Genomic DNA, 20,020 nt, shown 5'->3' on the forward strand with positions numbered 1-20,020 from the left:
GCTCCTATCCCAGCGTCGCGATCCGCCCGCTGTGATTGCCCAGCGCCTGCAGCGCCGTGGCGACGATGTGACGGGCGGCGAGACCGGCCTCCTCATACTGCCTGGCCGGGCTGTCATGGTCGAGGAAGCGGTCGGGCAGGACCATCGGGCGGATCTTCAGCCCGCCATCCAGAAGGCCGGCCATCGCCAGATGCTGCAGCACGAAGCTGCCGAAGCCGCCGACCGAGCCCTCCTCGATGGTGATCAGCACCTCGTGCTCCAGCGCCAGACGGCGCACCAGATCCTCGTCCAGCGGCTTGGCGAAGCGCGCGTCGGCCACCGTCGTCGACAGCCCGCGCGCGCCCAGTTCCGCCGCCGCCTTGCGCGCCTCGGCCAGGCGCGTGCCGTAGCTGAGGATCGCCACCTTGGTGCCTTCCTGGAGGATGCGGCCCTTGCCGATGGGCAGCACCTCGCCGCGCTCCGGCAGTTCCAGCCCCACCCCCTCGCCGCGCGGGTAGCGCAGCGCCGAGACGCGGTCGTCGATGGCGGCGCTGGTCGCCACCATGTGCATCAGCTCCAGCTCGTCCGCCGCCGCCATCAGCACGATGTCGGGCAGGCAGCCCAGATAGGCCACGTCGAAGGCCCCGGCGTGGGTCGCCCCGTCCGCCCCGACCAGACCGGCGCGGTCGAGCGCGAAGCGCACCGGCAGGCGCTGCAGCACCACGTCGTGCACGACCTGGTCGTAGGCGCGCTGCAGGAAGGTCGAGTAGATCGCGCAGAAGGGCTTGAACCCCTCGGTCGCCAGCCCGGCGGCGAAGGTCACGGCGTGCTGCTCGGCGATGCCGACGTCGAAGCAGCGGTCGGGGAAGCGCTGGCCGAACAGGTCGAGCCCGGTGCCCGAGGGCATGGCCGCGGTGATGGCGAGGACCCCGGGGTCGCGCTCGGCCTCGGCGATCAGGGCGTTGGCGAAGACGCGGGTGTAGGTCGGGGCGTTGGACTTGGGCTTGGACTGGGCGCCGGTGACGACGTCGAACTTGGCGACCGCGTGCAGCTTGTCGGCTGAGGCCTCGGCGGGGCCGTAGCCCTTGCCCTTCTTGGTGACGACATGGATCAGGACCGGCTTGTCGTCGCCGGCATCGCGCACGTTCTGCAGGACGGGCAGCAGATGGTCCAGATTGTGCCCGTCGATCGGGCCGATGTAGTAGAAGCCCATCTCCTCGAACAGCGTGCCGCCGGTGACCATGCCGCGGGCGTACTCCTCCGCCCGCCGCGCCGCCGTGCGCAGAGGACGCGGCATGTGGCCGGCCAGATCCTCCGCGAAGTGCCGCAGGGTGAGGAAGGGTTTGGAGGAGATCAGCCGCGAGAGATAGGCCGACAGGGCGCCGACCGGCGGAGCGATCGACATGTTGTTGTCGTTCAACACAACGATCACCCGGCTGTCGCCGGAACCGATGTTGTTCATCGCCTCATAGGCCATGCCGGCGCTCATGGCGCCGTCCCCGACCACGGCCACCACATGGTTGCGACGGCCCAGCCGGTCGCGTGCCACCGCCATGCCCAGCCCCGCCGACATGGCGGTGGAACTGTGCGCCGCTCCGAAGGGGTCGTACACGCTCTCCGTACGTCTCGTGAAGCCGCTCAATCCCCCACCGGTACGGAGCGTACGGATGCGGTCGCGGCGCCCGGTCAGGATCTTGTGGGGATAGCACTGGTGCCCGACGTCCCAGATCAGCCGGTCGGCTGGCGTGTCGAAGACATAGTGCAGCGCCACGGTCAGCTCGACCACCCCCAGCCCGGCGCCGAGATGACCACCGGTCACCGACACCGCGCTGATCGTCTCGGTTCGCAGTTCGTCGGCCAGTTGCCGCAGTTGGCGTGGTTTCAGGCGGCGCAGATCGACGGGGGTGCGCACCCGGTCGAGCAGAGGCGTCCTGCTGCTCGGGGTCTTGGACTTCATGGCCGGTGCCTCCCCCATTATGGGCCCCATTATGGGCCGTCAACCAATGCAGCGGCCGGCGCGGTGGTCCCGCGCGCTGTGGTTTTGCGGCTTGCCAAGGATGAAAGGCGGAGCCGGACCGCACCAGAGTCCGGCAAGTATCATACAGTAATCTACCTGCCGCGCGTCCCGGGACGCTCCAAACTGGAGCGCGACGCAATTTCAGGGATAGGCGCATGACGGCGAACCACCAGACGGCGATCCACGATGGAAAGGGCAAGCAGACGGCGATCCACGATGGAAAGGGCAAGGCGTAACCATGGCCGTTCCCGTGATCCAGGCGGCGCTGGTCGGCGCCTATGTCCTGCGCCAGCGCATCAGAGGCAACCGGCGCTTCCCGCTGGTGCTGATGATGGAGCCGCTGTTCCGCTGCAACCTCGCCTGCGCCGGCTGCGGCAAGATCGACTATCCCGACCCGATCCTGCGCCGCCGCCTGTCGGTGGAGGAAGCCCTGGGCGCGGTGGACGAGTGCGGCGCCCCGGTGGTTTCCATCGCCGGAGGGGAGCCGCTGCTGCATCCCGAGATCCACACCATCGCCGCCGGCATCGTGGCGCGCCGCAAGTTCGTCTATCTCTGCACCAACGCCCTGCTGATGGAGAAGCGACTCGACCGCTTCACTCCCAGCCCCTTCTTCACCTGGTCGGTCCATCTGGACGGCGGGCGCGAGGAGCATGACAAGGCGGTCTGCCAGCCGGGCGTCTACGACCGCGCCGTCGCGGCGATCCGCGCCGCCAAGGCGCGCGGCTTCCGCGTCAACATCAATTGCACCCTGTTCGACGGGGCGGAGCCGGAGAAGGTCGCCGCCTTCTTCGACGAGGCGATGGCCGCCGGCATCGACGCCGTCACCGTGTCGCCCGGCTACGCCTACGAGCGCGCGCCGGACCAGGAGCATTTCCTGAACCGCCGCAAGACCAAGGAGCTGTTCCGCGACGTCTTCGCGCGGGGGCGGGGCAAGAAGTGGCGCTTCTCGCAATCGTCCCTGTTCCTCGATTTCCTGGCCGGCAACCGCACCTACCGTTGCTCACCCTGGGGCAACCCGACGCGCAACGTCTTCGGCTGGCAGCGCCCCTGCTACCTGTTGGGCGAGGGCTACGCCCCGACCTTCAAGGCGCTGATGGAGGAAACGGACTGGGACGCCTACGGAACCGGCAACTACGAGAAATGCGCCGACTGCATGGTCCACAGCGGCTATGAGCCGACCGCGGTGGAGGACACGTTGCGCAATCCCTTGTCGGCGCTGGCGGTCAGCCTGCGCGGGCCGCGCACGGACGGGCCGATGGCGCCGGAGATTCCGCTGGACCGCCAGCGCCCGGCGGAGGAGGTCTTCTCACGCCACGTCGCGGACACGCTGCGCCGGATCGAGGCCGAGCGGACCGCCGCCGAGTAAATCCGCCGGAAGGGTTTGGGCGGCCCCGCGCAGTGCCGCGAGGGCGCGGCCCAGGTCCCAGGCCAGCCGGCCCAGCGCGACGAGTTCGCGGGGGTCGGCGGCCAGCCGCGCCAGCACGGCGCCGGGGGACATGCGCCCCGCCCCGTCCAGCCCGGCCAACGCCGCCGCGGGCAGTGCCCGCCACGCCGGGTCGGCGACCGCGCGCAGCACGGCGAAGGGCCTCCCCCATGCCTGGCAGGCCCGCGCGACGGCAAGGCTCTCCAGATCGACCGCCGCGGCGCCGGTCAGCGCCTTCAGCCTCGTCTTGTCACCGACCGTCGCCGCGGGCATGCGGGCGCCGGCCAGCAACGCGGAGTGTGCCTGCGGCAAGGCGTTGTGCAGGCGGTCCCGCCAGGGTTGCCAAGCCTCGTAGACGGGTCCGTCCTCATCGACGACAGCCGTCGCCACAACCAGCGAGCCGGGCCGCAGGTCGGGCGCCAAGCCGCCCGCGATGCCGAAGCTGATGAGTCCGCAGGCTCCGCCTTCCAACAGCCGATGCGCGGCCACCGCGGCGGCGCCCCCCGTGGCGCAAACGACGGGCAGCCCGCTGCGCCGGGCGATACGGGCCTCCAACGCCATGCCGGTGAGGATCGCGGCGGCCATCACGCCTCCCTAAGGCGAAATCCAGTAACGCAGCGTCAACGCCGTTTCCACGCCATCCTCCCCCACCGTCACGGCGGCATCGCGGAAACTCGGCGCCGCCAGGAGCACGGGAGCATCGTTGCCGAAGCCGAAGCCTTCCCGTGGCACGCCGAGAAGGTTGCGGTCCAATTGACCGTTGCCGTTCTCGTCGTGATAGACGCGCAACGCGTAGATCCCCGGCGGCACGTCGGGCACGGCGACGCGCACCGAACCCTCCGCCGCCGGGGCGGTGACCCGGAAGGCGCAGCGCCCCGCCGGGTAGGCCGCCTCCTCGCAGACGGCGAGGACGATCTGCCCGTCGCCGTTGCGCACGCCCTGGACGGTCACGGTCAGCGCCGCGGCCAAGACCGCCGCCGTTCCTCTCACACCCGCCCCATCACACCCGCCCCATCACACCCTCAGGGCCCGGTATCGGGCCAGCGCCCACAGCGGGAAGCTCGCCGCGTAGCCGTGGTACTTCAGGTAGAAGACGCGCGGGAAGCCCACGGCGGTGAAAGGTTCCTCGCTCCACAGCCCTTCGGCGTCGCGGGCGGACAGCAGATAGTCCACGCCGCGGTCGACCGCCGGGTGGTTGCCCTTGCCGGCGGCCATCAGCCCGAGCAGCGCCCAGGCGGTCTGCGAGGCGGTGGAGACCGCCCCCTCGCCGCGCGGGTTGCCGGCCCAGTAGCTGGCCCCGTCCTCCCCCCAGCCGCCGTCCGGGCGCTGGTGCGCCAGCAGCCACTGGGCGGCGCGCTGCACGGCCACCGCGGAGTGTGGCACCCCGGCTGCGTTCAGCGCCTCCAGCGCCGACCAGGTGCCGTAGACGTAGTTGGTGCCCCAGCGCCCGAACCAGGAGCCATCGCTCTCCTGCTCGCGCTCCAGGAAGGTCAGGCCGCGGCGGGTCGGCACGGTGTCGCGCCCCTCGCCCAGCCGGGCCAGCATCATGACGCAGCGGGCCGTCACGTCGGAGGTCGGCGGGTCGAGCAAGGCGCCATGGTCGGCGAAGGGGATGTGGTTGAGAAAATCGTGCTGGTTCTCGGCGTCGAAGGCGCCCCAGCCGCCGTTGCGGCTCTGCATGCCGACGATCCAGTCCCGCGCGCGGCGGATCGGTTCGCCATAGCGCTCGGTGTCCAGCCGTTGCAGGGCCATCACCACCATGGCGGTGTCGTCGGTGTCCGGGTAATGGGCGTTGTTGTACTGGAAGGCCCAGCCGCCCGAGGCCAGCCCCGGCCGCTGCCACGCCCAGTCGCCCTCGACGTCCAGGATCTGCCGGTCGACCAGCCAGTCCGCCCCGCGCCGGGCCGCGGCGCGGGCCTGCGGGTTTCCGGTTTCCAACAAGGCGTTGCAGATGATCGCGGTGTCCCACACCGGCGACAGGCAGGGCTGGCAATAGACCCGCCCCGGCTGCCGCACCACCAACCCGCGCAGCGCGCGGCGCGCCGTCGCCGCGTCGGGATGGTCGGGCGGCATGCCCAGGCAATGGAACATCAGCACGGCGTTGACCATCGCCGGGAAGATGGCGCCCAGCCCGTCCTCCCCGTTCAGGCGCTCGGTCACGAAACGCACCGCGCGGTCGATGGCCGTCTGGCGTCCGTTGGCCGGGAGGCGCGGCTCCACCGCGTGCAGAGCGGCGTCGAGCGCGCGGAACAGCGTGGCCCAGCCGCCGCGGCTGTTGTTGCTGTGCCAATTGCGCACGCGTTCGGGCGGCTCGGTGAACAGCTCCGCGATGCCGATGCCGCGCGGGTTGCGGGCGCGCAGCCGGTGCGCCATGACGACCAGCAGCGGGACCACCACCGTCCGCGACCAGTAGGAGATGCGGGAGATGTGGAAGGGCGACCAGGGCGGCAGGTTCATCACCTCCACCGGCATCGCCGGCACCGCCCGCCAGGGAATCTGCCCGAACTGGGCCAGCAGGATGCGGGTGAAGACGTTGCAGCGCGCCGCGCCGCCGCGCGCCAGGATCGCCTCGCGGGCGCGGCGCATGTGCGGCGCGTCGGGGCTGTCCCCGGCGGCCTTCAGCGCGAAATAGGCCTTCACGCTGCAGCTGATGTCCATGGCGCCGCCGAAGAACAGCGGCCAGCCGCCGTCCTTGCCCTGCCGCCCGCGGATGAAGGCGGCCAGACCGGCTTCCAGCTCCGGATCGATCTCGTCGAGGATGTGGTGCAGCAGCAGATATTCGGACGGGATGGTGGCGTCGGCCTCCAACTCGAACACCCAATGGCCGTCGGCCTGCTGGCGGCGGATCAGGGCGTCCGTGGCCTCGGCCACGGCGTCGCTCACGGTCTTGGCCGACGGCTCGGCCCGTTGGACCCGCAAGGTTGTGCTTGCGTTGTGGTCTTGCATCGGCGCTCCCGCTTTGCCCCGGTGTTCCCCATGATGGAGGTATCAGGGTAACGAGGTGCCGCGCTTCGCCCATTGGTTGGAAGTAAGATACGGTAGCGTACGTTGGGTGCTGGAGGTTGTCCTGGCAGACTGCGTACGCTTCAAGGGGAGACGTACAGCGTGACAGAACGGCAAGGTGTCCTGGGCCGGATGGCGGACCTCGGCCGCAGCATGATCGGGGGCCTGGGCGCCCTGTCCTGCCGAAGGCCGCGGGTGACGCTGGCGGTCGGGGTCCTGTTGTCCGTCCTGGCCGGCTGGTATTCCGCCGACAATCTGACGATGAGCACCAGCACGGCGGATATGATCTCGCCGGACACAGCCTTCCGCCAGCACACGGAGGAATACCGTCAGGCCTTTCCCTTCGCCGACGATCAGATCGTCGTCGTGGTGGACAGCCCGTCCCCCGACCAGTCGGACGCCGCCGCCGTACGTCTGGCCGAGCGCATGTCGGCCCGCAGCGACGTGCTGTCGGCGGTGGAGGTGCCGTCCGCCGATCCGTACTTCCGCCAGTACGGCCTGCTCTTTCTCGACACGGAAAAATTGCAGGATCTGGCCACCCGGCTGGCCGGAGCACAGGCGGCGCTGGGCGCGCTGAACGCCGCCCCCAACCTTCAGGGTCTGGCCGACCTGCTGGACCTGATCCTGACCCATACGGACGAAGGATCGCCGGCCACCCCCGCCAATCTTCTCGACCGGCTGGCGGTCAGCACAGCGACGGTAGCGGACGGCCGCCCCGTGCCGCTGTCCTGGACCGGGCTGGTGCAGGCCGCGGAGGAGGAGGACCGGGCGGCCAACCGCCGTTTCGTCCTGGCCCGGCCCATTCTGGACAACAGCTCCTTCGGGCGCGGTCGCCCCGCGGTCACCGCGGTGCACGAGGCCATCGGCGCGGTGATGGCGGAGCCGGTCGGGCAAGGGGTCGAGATGCGGGTCACCGGCGCCGTGCCGCTGCGCCAGACGGAGCTGGACACGGTGGCCAACAGCGCCGGTCTCGCCACCATCCTGTCCTTCATCCTGGTTTCGGCCGTGCTGATCGCCGGAATGCGGTCGGGGCGGCTGATCGCCTGCATCATGGTCGTCCTGCTGCTGGGCCTGACGCTGAGCGCCGGGGCGGCGGCGCTGACCGTGGGGCGGTTGAACCTGATCTCCGTCACCTGCGCGGTGATGTTCTTCGGGCTGGGCGACGATTACGGCGGGCATCTCGGCCTGCGCTACCAGGAGGAGCTGCGCCGCGGTCTGCCGCCGCTGGCCGCCGCCATCGAAGCGGTGCGGGCGGTCGGGCCGGCGCTGGTCCTCAGCACCCTGTGCGCCATCATCGGCTTCCTGTCCTTCGTCCCGACCGCCTATCTGGGGCTGGCGGAATTCGGCATCATCTCCGCCGTCGGCATGGTGGTGGCCCTGCTCATCAGCCTGACCCTCCTGCCCGCGCTGATCGTCCTGCTGCGCCCCGGCCCCGGCGTCCCAGCGCCGGAGCGCGAGGACCGCGGCTTCGCCGGCTGGGTCACCCGCCACCACCGCGCCATCCTCGCCCTGGCCGGGGCCAGCGCCGTTTTGTCCATGGCGGCGCTGCCGCTGGTGCGGTTGGACGTCAACCCGCTGAACCTGCAGGACGAGCGGACGGAGGCCGTCGCCACCTACCGCGATCTCGCCACCACCCCGCGGACGTCCCCCTATTCCGTCAACGTCCTGACTCCGGATCTCGCGGCGGCGCAGGCGCTGGCCGACCGGCTGCGCCCCCTGCCGGAGTCGGGCGGCGTGCGCACCTTCGCCAGCTTCATCCCCAAGGACCAGGAGGCCAAGCTGCCCATCCTGGCGGACATGTCGCTGCTGCTCGGCCCCAGCCTCGCCGCACCCGCCACCTCGGCGGCGCTGGACCAGGGCGGGCTGGAGCGCGCCTTCGCCATGCTGAAGACGGTGCTGGGGGGCTATCGGACGGACAAGCGCGACGGACCGCCCGAGTTGCGCGCCGCCGTGCAGCGCTTCGACGGCGCGCTGGCCCGCATCCGGCCGGGGCAGCTCGCCACGCTCGACGCTGCGCTGACCGGGGGCGTGCCGCCGCTGCTCAACCGGCTGCGCGAGGGCATGGCGGTGGAGCAGCCGGTGACGGCCGCCGACGTGCCGGACAGCCTGAGGGTGCGCTGGATCGCCGAGGACGGGCGCGCCCGCGTCGAGGTGCTGCCCACGCACGACATTTCCGACAGCCGCGAAATGGCGGATTTCGCCGACGCGGTGCTGGCCGTGGCGCCCAACGCCACCGGCGCCCCGGTCACGGTGACGGAGGCGGCCCGGGTCGTCGGCTCCGCCTTCCTGGAGGCGACGGCGCTGACGCTGGTGCTGATGGTCCTGCTGCTGGTCGCCGTTCAGCGCTCGGTGACCGGGATGGTGCTGATTCTGGCGCCGCTGGTCCTGGCCGCCCTGTGGACGATGGCAACCGCCGGGCTGCTGGACATCCCCTTCAACTTCGCCAACGTCATCGTCATCCCGCTGCTCTTCGCGCTCGGCGTGTCGAGCAGCATCCACATGGTCTCGCGCGGGCAGGATCTGGTGCGGGAAGGCGCGTCGGACAGCGCCTTCGGCATCGAGCTTCTGGTGACCAGCACGCCGCGCGCCGTCCTGGTCAGCACACTGACCACCAGCACCGCCTTCGCCACGCTGGCGCTGTCCAACCACCGCGGGCTGTCCAGCATGGGTGTGCTGCTGGCGGTGTCGATCACCTACACGGTCATCTCGTCGCTGGTGGTTCTGCCGGCGCTGATGATCCTGTGGCACCGCTGGCGGCTTCGTCGCAGACCAGCAGTCCCGGCGCGGTGACCGAGCCGACGATCAGCCGCCCGTTCCAGGAGAGGGCGACCGTGGCGGCCGAAAAGCGCCGCCCGTCCTGGTCCAGCAGGATCTCCGTCCCGGCGGGGCTCAGCGCCGCGACGCGGGTCGGTGCCGCCGCTCCGCCCGGCCAGCCGTAGCGGTGCAGCGCCAACCGGAACGGCGACGGGTGCAGCGCCACCAGCAGGCGCCCGTCCGGACCCATCGTCAGATTGTCCGGTCCTCCGGGCACGGCGAGGCGTTGCGGTGGCGCCTGTGGGTCGGACAGGCGATAGACGAGCAGCGCGTCCTCCCGCGTGGCGGCGACTGTCAGCCGGTCCCTGGCTTCGTCGGGAAGCAGGCCGTTGGCGAAGCCGATCCCGCCGATCAGGACGCGGGCCGTTCCGTTGTCCACCACACCGACGAAACCATGACGCCCGCCGAGGACGTTGTCCTCGATCACGGCGCCCCAACCGCAGCCGCCGTGGCTACTGGTGAACAGGAAACGCTCCCCGTCGAGGAAGGCCACGTCGTTGGCCCGGCAGAGCAACGGACTGGTGATGGTGCCTTGGTGGGTCAGGGTGGCGCCGTCCAGGCGGTAACGCTCGACCGTCGCCGACCCGTCCTCGTGGCGGCTGATTGCGAGCAGGGAGCGCGCGCCGTCCGGTTCCGCGCGGAGGTCGATGCCCGCCGGGCGCAAGCCGGTGGCGAGGGGGACGGCGGCGACGGCCGGTGCGTCGAGGGATCGCAGGTTCAGCAGATAGAGCCCGCCCATGGTTCCGGCCCGGCGGTCGTAGGCGGACAGCACCGCCTGACCGCGCCCGGCGTCGAGCGCCATGTCCTCGATACCGATGACGGGAGTGCCGTTGGCGGTGACGGACACGGTGCGGCAGGCGGATTGGGCGGGGGGGGTGAGGAGAGTGAGGAGAAGCAAGGTCATTGCCCCCACCCTCCCCGCTTCGCGGGTCCCCTCCCTCCCCCGCTTCGCAGGGGAGGTCCAAATCACGCCACACCGGCCCCCCAGCGCGCGACGAAGGGCGCCCATTCGCGGTCCACACGCTTCCGCCCCTCGTCGGACAGGCGGTGGCGGTTCTTCGCGTAATCGCTCACCGCCCCCAGATACACCGCGAAATTCGGCCGCGCCGCCGCGTAACCCGGCAACTCCAGCCTTTGGTACAGCCGCTCCACCTCCTCCAGCGGCGCGCGCTCAAAGCGTTCGAACGGCACCTCGGCGAAGCAGTTCGTCGGCAGGTCGGCCGTGTCGTCGATCAGCGCCTGCATGATGCGCGGGTAATGGTCCAGCACCACCCGTTCCACGTCGATGTGTTCATGCGGCTGGAGCGCCAGCCGCGCCAGCAGCGTCCGGTAGAAGCCCACCGTCGACACGAACACCGCCCGCGGGTCGCGGTGGATGTGGATGAAGCGCGCGTCGGGCCAGATCTCCCGCATCATGGCGACCCGCGCGCTGTAGACCGGGTTCTTCAGCAGGATGCAGCGCCCGCCCTGGGCGATCGACACCTTCTCCAGGAAATAGAGGAAGCGGCGCTTCCAGGCGTCCCGCTCCGCCGCCGTGCAGCCGTCGAAGTAGAGGCCGCGGCGCAGGTTCTCGTCGAACCGCTCCGGGAAATAGAGGCCATGGTAGAAGGAGATCGGCGACATGTTCGCCAGCGCGATCTCGTCCTCCTGCGGGCTGTCGGCCTTGACCGGCACGTTGTCGATGTAGCGCCGCTCCGGCAGGGCGCGGGCGAGCAGCGGCCGCAGGACCGAGCCCAGCCCCAGCATGTCCCAGGGCAGGCCGACCGCGAAGGGGTCGATGATGCCGAACTGCGGGTCGCGGCTCAGCACGTTGTAAAGATGCGTGGTGCCGCTGCGCCAATGGCCGAGGATGAAGACCGGCGGCGGCAAACCGGCTGACTTCCGGCGCCGCGCCGCCACCCACCCGGCCTCGGCCAGGGAGAAGGGCGCGCGCCCGAAGGCCGAGGCCAGCGCCGCCAGGGCCGTCGGCCAGCCATGCCCCCGCGGCCCGCCGTTGCGCGCCAGCACGGTCAGCAGGGTGACGGCGTCGCAGCCATACAGCGGATGGTCCGGGATCGGCATCCATCCGCTTTCCCTCTTCGCCGATCCACCCATCCGGACACCTCCCTTCGACAGCGCCGCGCAGGAGGATAGACCGGCCCGGACGCTGTTACATCCCATACGGACGGTTGAATCCATCTGCCCCGAACGGGCAGATTCCCATCGACTCTTGCCGGAACAGGACGGGGCGCACCGCGATGACTGGGTCTTTCTCACGCCGAACATGGATGCGCGCCGCGCTCGCGCTGGCCGTTCTGGCGGCTGGCCTGCTGCCGGTCCCCGCCGTGGCTCAGCAAGCCGGCACCACGCCGGGCGCCCGCGCCACGGTGGCGCGGCTGAACGACGCCATCCTGTCCCTGATGCGGGAGGCCGCGGGACGGGAGCCGGCGCGGGTGCGGCTCCAGCGCTTCCTGCCGGTGATGCTCGACACCTTCGACCTGGAAGCGGCGCTCCGCGTCGCCGCCGCCCCCTATTTCGACCAGTCGGCGGAGCCGGAGAAGCGGCAGGCGCTGGACGCCTTCGCCCGGCGCAGCGCGGCGCAGTATGTCGACCGTTTCGACAGCTACGACGGCCAGCGGCTCGAGATCGTCGGCGAGCGGCCCGCCCCGCGCGGGATGCTGCTGGTCGACACCGATCTGGTGCGCGCGGGCAAGACGCCGGTGCGGCTGAGCTACCTGCTGCGTCCGGAGGGCGACCGCTGGCGCATCCTCGACGTGCTGGCGAAGGGCACGGTCAGCCAGCTCGCCACCCAGCGCTCGGAGTTCCAGAACACGCTGCGCGGCGGCGGGCTGGCCGCCCTGACCCGCGATCTCAACAGCAACGCCGACCGCATCCTCGGCGGGGCCTAGAGGCGGAGGCGGAGGCGCATGGGCATCACCCTCGTCACCGGGGGCAGCGGCTTCATCGGCGGGCATCTGGTGGCGGCGCTGGCGGCGCGGGGCGAGCGGGTGCGCATCCTCGACCGGCAGGAGCCGCCGCATGATCGGCCGACCGGTGTGGAGTTTCACCGCGGCTCCATCCTCGATGCGGCGGCCGTCGCCCGCGCGCTGGAGGGGGTGGAGCGGGTTTATCACCTCGCCGCCGTGGCAACCCTGTGGGACCGCGACCCGACCGTCTTCGACCGGGTGAACCGGCAAGGGACGAAGGCGGTTCTGAACGCGGCGGCGCGGACGCCGGGCTTGAGGCGCTTTCTCCATTGCTCGACGGAAGCCGTGATGATCGGCCACCCGCCGCCCCGCCGGTTGCCCCAACGGCTGGACGAGAGCGCCGATCCGGGGCCGGAGGCGCTGGCCGGTGCCTACTGCCGGTCCAAGTATCTCGCGGAAAAGGACGCGCTGGCCGCCGCGGCGCAGGGGTTGCCGGTGGTGGTGGTCAACCCCACGGCGCCCATCGGCCCCGGCGACCGGCTGCCCACCCCGCCGAACGCCATGCTGCGCCTGTTCCGGCGCGGCGGGCCGCGGCTGATCCTCGATTGCGTGCTGAACCTCGTGGACGTGCGCGACGTGGCGCAGGGGATGATCCTGGCCGTGGAAGGAGGGCGGATCGGGGAGCGCTACATTCTGGGCGGCATGGACATCCGGCTGGGCGATCTGGTGCGGCGGATCGACCGGCTTTGCGGGCGCCCGCCGCTCCGTCGCTGTTCCGTGCCGCCCGCCCTGGCGCTGGGGGCCGCGCGGGTGGAGGAATGGCTGTCCGACCATGTGACCCGCCGCCCACCGACCGCGCCGGTCACCGGAGTCCGGCTGGCGCTGGGCGGTGGCGGGTTCGACAGCGGCAAGGCGATGCGGGAACTGGGCTACACGGTCCGGCCGCTGGACGCGAGCCTGAGGGCGGCGTTGGCGTGACTGTTCGTCAGCCGATCCGCGCGCGCACCGCGGTCAGCAGGCTGCACAGCCCGCGGTCGTGGATGCCGATGGCCTCCAGATGGGCGACCGTGTTGGCGAGATAGTCCAGGTTCGGGCCGCGCTCGCCCCGGCAGCAGGCGATGCGCTCGGCCATCGCCATCTCGTCCATGCAGCCGCAATATTGCCGGTGACGGCGGTCCACGACGAAGGTGCAGGCGGTGACCGGCTCCCCGCCGTCGCGTGGGCGCACCGGCAGCAGCTTCGGCCGATAAACGCGGTTCAGCATCTCCCGGTCCCACAGACAGTCCAGCGTCTCCGGCACCCGCTCCGCCGCCACGCGGAAGACGATGCCCCGGCAGGAGCCGCCGCGGTCCAGCCCGAGCACCAGACCGGGCCGCTCGGGCGTGCCGCGGTAGCGGTGGGAGGACACGCAGAAGCGGCGATGGTAGCCGCCCAGCACCGCCGGATGGCGCTCCAGAAAGGGGAACTCCGGGTTCCACATCAGCGAGCCGTAAGCGAAGACCCAGAGGTCGGCGCCGGGCGTCACGACGATGTCGGCGGACCAGGAAGAGGCGGATGATGCCGTGCGCTGCGTCGGTTCGGTGACCGGAAGCTCGGCAACAGGCGATTGCGTATCGAGCAGCATGACCCTTAAGTAATGCAGCGTGCGCCGACTGGTGGCGACACGGTGAATGCTAGCACGGCCCCTGGCCGCCCGCTATAAGGTGGGTGCCACAAAACGGAAATGCCACAGATGCGCGTTCGGAAGATCCTGGGCTTCGCCGTTCTCGCCCTGGCCCTGCTGGCCGGCGCCTATTCGGTGTGGTGGTGGCAAGCCGCGGCGGCGGTGGAGCGCGGCGTGCTCGCCTGGATGGACGAGCAGCGGGCGGCGGGCGCCGTGGTGGCCCATGGCGGGCTGAGCGTCGGCGGCTATCCCTTCACCATCCGCGCCGCGCTGGAGGCGCCGCACCTCGCCACCCGCGACGTGGAATGGCGGGGCGCCCAGCTGGTGGCGGAGGCGCCACCGTGGAACCACACGCGCATCGCCCTGTCGCTGCCCGGCGAGCAGCGGGTGACGGTGGTGCAGCCCAGCCAGCCTCCCTTCACGCTGGTCGCCCGCGACGGCGGCCAGGGGCATGTCGGCCTCACCCTGACCGGCCAGCCGGTCGAGGCGCGGCTGGCCTTCACCAACCTCGTGGCGCAGCCCGACGCCCTGCCCGTCCCCATCGCTGCCCTGGACCTGACCGCCACCCAGCCCGCCGCGCCACCGGCCAGCCACAGCGACACCGGCCTGTCGGTCACGCTGGAGGCGCGCGGCGCCACCCTGCCCGACGGCGCACCGGACTCGCTGGGCCGCGAGGTGCAGCGGCTCCTGCTGACCGCGCGCATCCTCGGCCAGCCACCGAAGCCGGAGCCGGTCAGCCTGTCAGCCTGGAGCCGCGACGGCGGCACGCTCCAGATCGACGGGCTGAATGTGGATTGGGGACCGCTGAAGCTGGCGATGAACGGCACGCTGGCGCTGGATTCCGCCTTGCAGCCGCAGGCCGCGCTGACCGCGGAGGTGCGCGGGTATCAGGCGGTTCTGGACGCGCTCCAGGGGATGTTCCGGCCCAAGGAACTGGCGATGGCCCGCACGATGCTGGGCCTGCTGGCCCGCCCTACCGGTCCGAACGGCGAGCCGGTGCTGACCGCCCCGGTCACCGTGCAGAACCGCGGGCTGTTCCTGGGGCCGCTGAAGGTCGCGGCGCTGCCGGCGGTGGTCTGGTAGGGCGACGCCCTGCCCCCACCCCGGCCCTCCCCCGCTTTCGCAGGAGAGGGTTAGGGAGGGGGCAAGACGTCGCGACGCAACACCCTCACGCCGCCTTCAGCATCCCCTGCATGTCCTCGTAGGACGGCAGATGGTCCAGCTTGCCGACCGCGGACACCGCCATCGGGCCGGCGAACACACGGTTGGCCGCCGCCGCCACATCCTCCGGCGTCACGGCGTCGATGCGCTCGAAGATCTGCTCGATGGTCCGCACCTCGCCGGTGCGCAGCAGCGTGCGGGCGAAGCGGTCGGCGCGGCGCATCGTCGATTCCAGCGACTTGCCGACCGAGAAGCGCATCTGCTCCTTCGACCGCTCCAGTTCCACCGCGGTCACGCCGTCGCGGGCCTTGCGCAGTTCCTCGAAGAAGACCGGCACCAGCTCCGCCACCTCCTCCGGCCCGGTGCCGGCGTAGAAGCTGAGGGCGCCGCCGTCCGAGTATTGGATGGGTGCCGCGTAGACCGAATAGACCAGCCCGCGCTTCTCGCGGATCTCCTGGAACAGGCGCGAGGTCATGCCGCCGCCCAGGATGTTGGCGAGGTGGCGCAGGGCGTAGCTCGCCGAATCCTCGGTGCCGACGCCGGGGAAGGCCGCCATGAAATGCACCTGCTCGGCGTCGCGCTTCAGCAGCGCCGCCCCGCCCTTGTTGACGACCGTCTCCTGGAAGGGGTCATCCTTGGCGGTCAGATGGCCGAACAGCGCCTCCGCCCGGCGCACCACGGTGCCGTGATCGACGTTGCCGGACACCACATAGACCATGCGGCGCGGGTCGTAATGGGACACGTAATCGAACAGATGCTCCCGCCCGAAACCCGCGACGTTCTCCTTGGGGCCGAGGATCGGGCGGCCCAGCGCCTGCCCGTCGAAGGCGGTGCGGCGCAACGCCTCGTAGACCACGTCCTCCGGCTCGTCGGCGTAGCGGCCGATCTCCTGGATGACCACGCCGCGCTCCTTCTCCACCTCCTCTTCCGGGAAGACGGAGTTGAGGACGATGTCGCCGATGATCTCGCAGGAGACGTCGACGTGCTTGGCCGCCATCTGCGTGTAATAGGCGGTGACGTCGTAGTCGGTGTAGGCGTTGAACTCGCCGCCGCGGTTCTCGATCTCCAGCGCGATGCCCAGCGCGTCGCGGCTTTCCGTTCCCTTGAAGATCATATGCTCCAGGAAATGGGCGATGCCGTTCACCGCCGGCCGTTCGTTGCGCGCCCCGACGCCGACCCAGACGCCGCTGGTCACCGTGCCGAGATGCGGCAGGTGGTCCGTCAGCACGCGAAATCCGTTGGCGAGGGTGGTCAGTTGGATCGTCACACAGGGTCTCCTGGTATGGCACGGGATCGCCCGGAACATCGGGGGCGTTGCATTGACGTGGGGCGCCGTCCGCGCAGGAACAACGCCCCGCGGTTTGGGGTCAAGTGCGTCGTCAACCGCGCGGCGGCGCCAAAGCGGCGCTGAGGGCGCGGCGGTTGCGGTGGGCGCGCATCAGCAGCGGTGCCGGAACGTCGCCCGGCACCAGCAGACGCCCGCCCGGCAGCAGCCGCACGCCGTGCCGTTCCAGTTCGTTCAACAGCTCCGCCATGGACCTGCGCATGGTCGTCCTCCACCGAGCAGACTTTCACTGCTCGCATCATGGCGGAGACGTTCGATAGGATCGATACGGATCATCCTATCTCACCGATAGGATGATCCTATTCATTCCTCAATGCCGGCTTTTCAGGGAGGCCAGACGGTCGGACAGGCTGCTGGGCGCCGGCTTCGCTCCGGTGGCGGCATCGAGCGCCGCCTTGATGTTGGGATCGTCCTCTTCCGGCTTGGACGGCTTCAACAGGCGGGCCTTGGCGCTGGACGCCTCCGCCTGGGCAAGATCGCGGGCCGCCGCGTCCTGCATCGCCTTCAGCGCCGTGCCGAGGCTGGAGGTGGCGCCGCTCAGCCCCGCCGCCTGCCGGGCCGCCTCCGCCCGCTGCTCGGCCATGTCGCGCTGCTGGGCGGCGCGGCCCATGTCCCGTTCGGCCCGCTGCAACGCGCTGCGGGCGGCCTTCAGCTTGCCGCCAGCCTCGGCGTAGGTCGTCTCCAGCATGGTCAGGAACTCGCGCGCGTCCACGGCGTCCTGCTCTTCACGGTCGATGTCCGGAGCCATCTGTTCCAGCATCCCCACCAGCGTTTCCAGGCTCTTTTCGAGCTGGGCCTTGCGACCGGCGTCGGCTTCCGACTCCATCTGGCGCTGCAGATGCTCGGCGGCGGCCATGCGCTGGCGCGACAGCTGGAGGATGGCGTCGGCCTCCTTCTGCTCCTTCTCATAGGCGGCGCGGGCCTGCGCGACCTGAAGGCCGAGGCTGTCCAGATGCTCTTCCATCGTGCGCAGTTCGGCCTCCGTCGCGGCCTTGGGGTCCCAGCGCACCAGGGCCTCCACCGCCGACTGGACGGCCTGATCGGTCTTCACCCCGACGAGGTTGCGGATGAACGAGATCATGGTTGCGGTTCCTCTCTGTTTGGGCGGGCCTGTTTGAGCGGGTCTTCAGCCCGCCATGGCTCCGGCGTTCAGCAGCGCGACGGCGATCTGGAGTCCGGCCAGCGCCGTGCCCGCGGCGACATTGCCGGATTCGATCATCGTGCGCAGGTCGCGGAACAGCCAGATGGCGATCAGGAAGGTAATCAATTGCAGCACCAGCGCAACGGCTCCCCAGATCAGGATGTCCGCCAGGACGAGGCTGGTCGCCAGCGTTGCCGCCAGCGGGATCGCCAGCGCCACCATCGTGCCGCCCAGCACCACGCCGGCGGCCTGGTTGCCGCTGGCCAGCAGCTCGCGCTCGTGCAGCGGCGTGACCGCGACGTAGACGGCCACCCCGATCAGGAACAGGGCCAGGGTCGCTCCGAAATGCAGAAGCAGCAGCGGCAGGCCGGATTCAAGGCCCTGCAGGATTTGCGCGACGCTGGTGTCCATGGTGTCTTCCATACGGGCTGGCGGGATCGGGCGGGAAAATCAGGCGAGAGAAAGGGAGGCGGGGTTGACGTCGATGCCGGCGCGGACCTCCACCCACGCCTCGCCGCCGTCCTCCACCGCCGTGACCAGCACATACTCGGTCCGCGGCGCCGGGTCCGCGGCGCCGGTGGGAGCCGCGTAGAGCATGGCGGTCAGGCGGCGGGTGCGGCTGCCGCGGTGGTCGGTCAGCGTCTCGTCGAAGGTGACGGGGGCGATGCGGGACGCGCCGGGCGACCACTGCCGCCCGTACAGCTTGCCGTCCTTGGTCTGGAACTGCGGATAGCCGATCATCCCGTCGCCGGGGTCCAGCCAAAAGCCCCATTCGTCGTTGTCGGTGGGGTGCACCTCGTCCAACACGGAAAACCAGCGGCATTCGTCCGGCGCTCCGCCGGCTCCCAGATGAAGCTGGTAGAAGCCGCTCCCGCCCGGAAGATACAGCCGGTGCAGGGTCACGCCGCCGCCCGTCAGCGTGCCGACGGCCGCCACGCTGACCATCGAGCCGGCCCCCTCCGGCGCTGCGGCCTTGATCGCGCCGCCGCCCAGCAGGAAGGGCGTGGGATCGGGCGTCAGCGTCATGCCCACGCGGAACAGCGACGGTTCGTAGGACGCGCCGGTGGCCTTGGCCTTCACGATGCCGGCGGCGGTGCTGGCGGCGGTGCCCCAGGGCGAACGGGTCATGGCGGAACCTCCGGATCGGGAGCCCGACGAGCGGCGGCGCAGGATGGTCACCCCCGCCACCATCCCCCCGACGAGCACAATCAGAAGAAGCAGGGTGCCCAAACCACCCCCCGAGCCCTCGGTGGAACTCTCGGGAGCGGACGGCGTCTCCGGCGCGGCCTGCGCGACGTCGCGCGGGATGTCCGGCGGCAGATAGCCGGGATCACGCGGCCGGTCCTCCTGCGCGCGCAGGCGGGTGTCGAGATCGTCCAGGCGCTGGCGCAGGTCGGGGTCGCCCTGCGCGCGCCGCTCCGCCTCAGCGCGCCATTCCGCGTAGCCAGGGTCGCCCTGGTGGTTGTGGAACCAGTCGGCGTAGCCGGGGCGCGTCAGGTTGTCGAGCAGGAACCAAAGGAACAGCCCGTTCCACAGCCCGAAGCTGGGACGGCTGCCATAGGCCCAGCCCGGCGGACGCCAGCCGCCGTACCAGCCGCCCGGCCCATAGCCGCCGGTGCGCCGCTGCCCCCAGCCCGAGCCGGAACTCGACCCCCAGCCGCCGCCCTGCCATCCTCCTCCGCCCCAGCCGGACCCGGAAGCGGACCCTGACCCCGAACGGGGAGCCGGCGCGGCGACCGGCGGGGTGCGTTCCCGCTGTTGCTGTTGCTGTTGCTGCTGCGCCCGGTAGCGGTCCAACGCCTCTCCGCTCGACCGCCGCGACACGCCCAGATCGCCGCCGCCGGACGGCGACCCGCCGGGCAAGCCGTAGGACGGCCCGCTCTGGGGACGGCTGTAGCCGCCGCTGCCGGTGGACGGCGTGCGCGAGGGGGCGGAGCGGGTGGAGAAGGACGGGGTGCGCACGGCCGGGCGGCTGTATCCCCCGCTGGAGCTTCGGCCCCCTCCGGCCCGCGCCTCCGCCTCCTGCGGCCAGAGCAGCGCGGCGGTGGCCGCTGCCATTCCGGCGGGCACCGCCGCGGGAGCGGCGGCGGGCAGCGGCTGGAGCGGCGCCAGCGCCAGAAGAACGCCCAGAAACCGGGCAGCGGCCCGGTTCCGAAGAGGCTTTGTGGCAGAGGGCTTGGGGCCAGGAGACATGGGGCCTGAGGGCATGGGGCCTGCACGGTGCCGTGGATGCCGGCCAGAACACCCTACATGCCCAATTGTTCACCATCAACCTCTTCTCCGGCGGTTTAGACATGGTGATGCGGCGGCCCGCGCAGAAACCCCGGCGGGGCGTTCATTGCAAAGACCATGAGAAATTCAGGAAATCGCCACCCCTCCACAGGCCCGGCGGGAGCAAGTTGTAATACCACTTCTATGGCCGGCACCTGAAAACGTGTCGCAGGCGGAGCGTTGACTTGACGACTCCCAAGGTGGCGACGTAAGACATCTCCGTTCCGCGGAAGTTCCTTCCGGAATGGTAGGACCAGCGGCGTGGCAAGACGCCGCAAGGGCAAAAAAGCCGGGTCC

Annotated in this window: 17 protein-coding genes; 5 read left to right on the forward strand and 12 right to left on the reverse strand. The window is 70.8% G+C overall.

The features are described 5' to 3' along the window. Nucleotides 1-4: 4 nt before the first annotated feature. Nucleotides 5-1,936 carry a 1-deoxy-D-xylulose-5-phosphate synthase gene (gene dxs, locus Sp245p_RS18310; protein ID WP_014197626.1) on the reverse strand — a complete coding sequence of 644 codons (1,932 nt, stop codon included), beginning with the start codon at nucleotides 1,934-1,936 and terminating at the stop codon, nucleotides 5-7. Between the two features lie 298 nt (nucleotides 1,937-2,234). Between dxs and hpnH the strand changes: the two genes are divergently transcribed. Then, a complete protein-coding gene (gene hpnH / locus Sp245p_RS18315) occupies nucleotides 2,235-3,362 on the forward strand; it encodes an adenosyl-hopene transferase HpnH (RefSeq protein ID WP_014197627.1) in 1,128 nt (375 codons plus the stop codon). Here the strand turns inward: hpnH and Sp245p_RS18320 are convergent. The 3 genes from Sp245p_RS18320 to shc are packed head-to-tail and all read right to left on the reverse strand — an operon-like array spanning nucleotide 3,303 to nucleotide 6,365. After that, nucleotides 3,303-4,004: a phosphorylase family protein gene (locus Sp245p_RS18320; RefSeq protein WP_174452195.1), complete on the reverse strand. Its 702-nt coding sequence runs from the start codon at nucleotides 4,002-4,004 to the stop codon at nucleotides 3,303-3,305. The genes hpnH and Sp245p_RS18320 overlap by 60 nt on opposite strands. A 9-nt stretch (nucleotides 4,005-4,013) precedes the next feature. Continuing rightward, nucleotides 4,014-4,388 (reverse strand): DUF2141 domain-containing protein, encoded by a 375-nt coding sequence (locus Sp245p_RS18325; protein ID WP_014197630.1) that lies wholly within the window; start codon nucleotides 4,386-4,388, stop codon nucleotides 4,014-4,016. Between the two features lie 45 nt (nucleotides 4,389-4,433). Further along, nucleotides 4,434-6,365: a squalene--hopene cyclase gene (shc, locus tag Sp245p_RS18330; protein WP_014197631.1), complete on the reverse strand. Its 1,932-nt coding sequence runs from the start codon at nucleotides 6,363-6,365 to the stop codon at nucleotides 4,434-4,436. Nucleotides 6,366-6,524: 159 nt separating this feature from the next. Between shc and Sp245p_RS18335 the strand changes: the two genes are divergently transcribed. Next, nucleotides 6,525-9,212, forward strand: coding sequence for an MMPL family transporter (locus Sp245p_RS18335; protein ID WP_014197632.1), 2,688 nt, complete (start codon nucleotides 6,525-6,527; stop codon nucleotides 9,210-9,212). Here Sp245p_RS18335 and Sp245p_RS18340 read toward each other — a convergent pair. Together Sp245p_RS18340 and Sp245p_RS18345 are read right to left on the reverse strand one after the other, a co-directional pair. Next, nucleotides 9,124-10,140 carry an SMP-30/gluconolactonase/LRE family protein gene (locus tag Sp245p_RS18340; RefSeq protein ID WP_109138734.1) on the reverse strand — a complete coding sequence of 339 codons (1,017 nt, stop codon included), beginning with the start codon at nucleotides 10,138-10,140 and terminating at the stop codon, nucleotides 9,124-9,126. The two genes, Sp245p_RS18335 and Sp245p_RS18340, sit on opposite strands and share 89 nt — an antisense overlap. A 62-nt stretch (nucleotides 10,141-10,202) precedes the next feature. Further along, a complete protein-coding gene (locus tag Sp245p_RS18345) occupies nucleotides 10,203-11,297 on the reverse strand; it encodes a sulfotransferase family protein (protein WP_014197634.1) in 1,095 nt (364 codons plus the stop codon). A gap of 206 nt (nucleotides 11,298-11,503) precedes the next feature. Between Sp245p_RS18345 and Sp245p_RS18350 the strand changes: the two genes are divergently transcribed. Next, complete coding sequence (locus Sp245p_RS18350) at nucleotides 11,504-12,124, forward strand: ABC transporter substrate-binding protein (protein ID WP_014197635.1); 621 nt, start codon at nucleotides 11,504-11,506, stop codon at nucleotides 12,122-12,124. 18 nt (nucleotides 12,125-12,142) lie between these two features. Then, entirely contained in the window at nucleotides 12,143-13,120 is a 978-nt protein-coding gene (locus tag Sp245p_RS18355) for an NAD-dependent epimerase/dehydratase family protein (RefSeq protein ID WP_014197636.1), read from the forward strand. A 7-nt stretch (nucleotides 13,121-13,127) separates the two neighbouring features. Here the strand turns inward: Sp245p_RS18355 and Sp245p_RS18360 are convergent, their stop codons facing one another. Next, nucleotides 13,128-13,766 carry a gamma-glutamylcyclotransferase gene (locus tag Sp245p_RS18360; RefSeq protein ID WP_014197637.1) on the reverse strand — a complete coding sequence of 213 codons (639 nt, stop codon included), beginning with the start codon at nucleotides 13,764-13,766 and terminating at the stop codon, nucleotides 13,128-13,130. Between the two features lie 108 nt (nucleotides 13,767-13,874). Here Sp245p_RS18360 and Sp245p_RS18365 point away from each other — a divergent pair, with 108 nt between their 5' ends. Next, entirely contained in the window at nucleotides 13,875-14,888 is a 1,014-nt protein-coding gene (locus Sp245p_RS18365) for a DUF2125 domain-containing protein (RefSeq protein ID WP_014197638.1), read from the forward strand. 85 nt (nucleotides 14,889-14,973) lie between these two features. Here the strand turns inward: Sp245p_RS18365 and Sp245p_RS18370 are convergent, their stop codons facing one another. From Sp245p_RS18370 to Sp245p_RS18385, 5 genes are all read right to left on the reverse strand, one after another. Then, nucleotides 14,974-16,233, reverse strand: coding sequence for a M16 family metallopeptidase (locus tag Sp245p_RS18370; protein WP_014197639.1), 1,260 nt, complete (start codon nucleotides 16,231-16,233; stop codon nucleotides 14,974-14,976). A 112-nt stretch (nucleotides 16,234-16,345) separates the two neighbouring features. Beyond that, entirely contained in the window at nucleotides 16,346-16,513 is a 168-nt protein-coding gene (locus Sp245p_RS34990) for a hypothetical protein (RefSeq protein WP_014197640.1), read from the reverse strand. 108 nt (nucleotides 16,514-16,621) lie between these two features. Next, nucleotides 16,622-17,392, reverse strand: a complete 771-nt coding sequence (locus Sp245p_RS18375; RefSeq protein ID WP_014197641.1) for a hypothetical protein — start codon at nucleotides 17,390-17,392, stop codon at nucleotides 16,622-16,624. Nucleotides 17,393-17,437: 45 nt separating this feature from the next. Then, nucleotides 17,438-17,863, reverse strand: a complete 426-nt coding sequence (locus tag Sp245p_RS18380; RefSeq protein WP_014197642.1) for a DUF350 domain-containing protein — start codon at nucleotides 17,861-17,863, stop codon at nucleotides 17,438-17,440. A 39-nt stretch (nucleotides 17,864-17,902) separates the two neighbouring features. Beyond that, nucleotides 17,903-19,510, reverse strand: a complete 1,608-nt coding sequence (locus Sp245p_RS18385) for a DUF2491 family protein (RefSeq protein WP_246119792.1) — start codon at nucleotides 19,508-19,510, stop codon at nucleotides 17,903-17,905. Between the last annotated feature and the right edge of the window lie 510 nt (nucleotides 19,511-20,020).

Origin of the sequence: Azospirillum baldaniorum, from assembly GCF_003119195.2 — a bacterium.
GTDB classification, from domain to species: domain Bacteria; phylum Pseudomonadota; class Alphaproteobacteria; order Azospirillales; family Azospirillaceae; genus Azospirillum; species Azospirillum baldaniorum.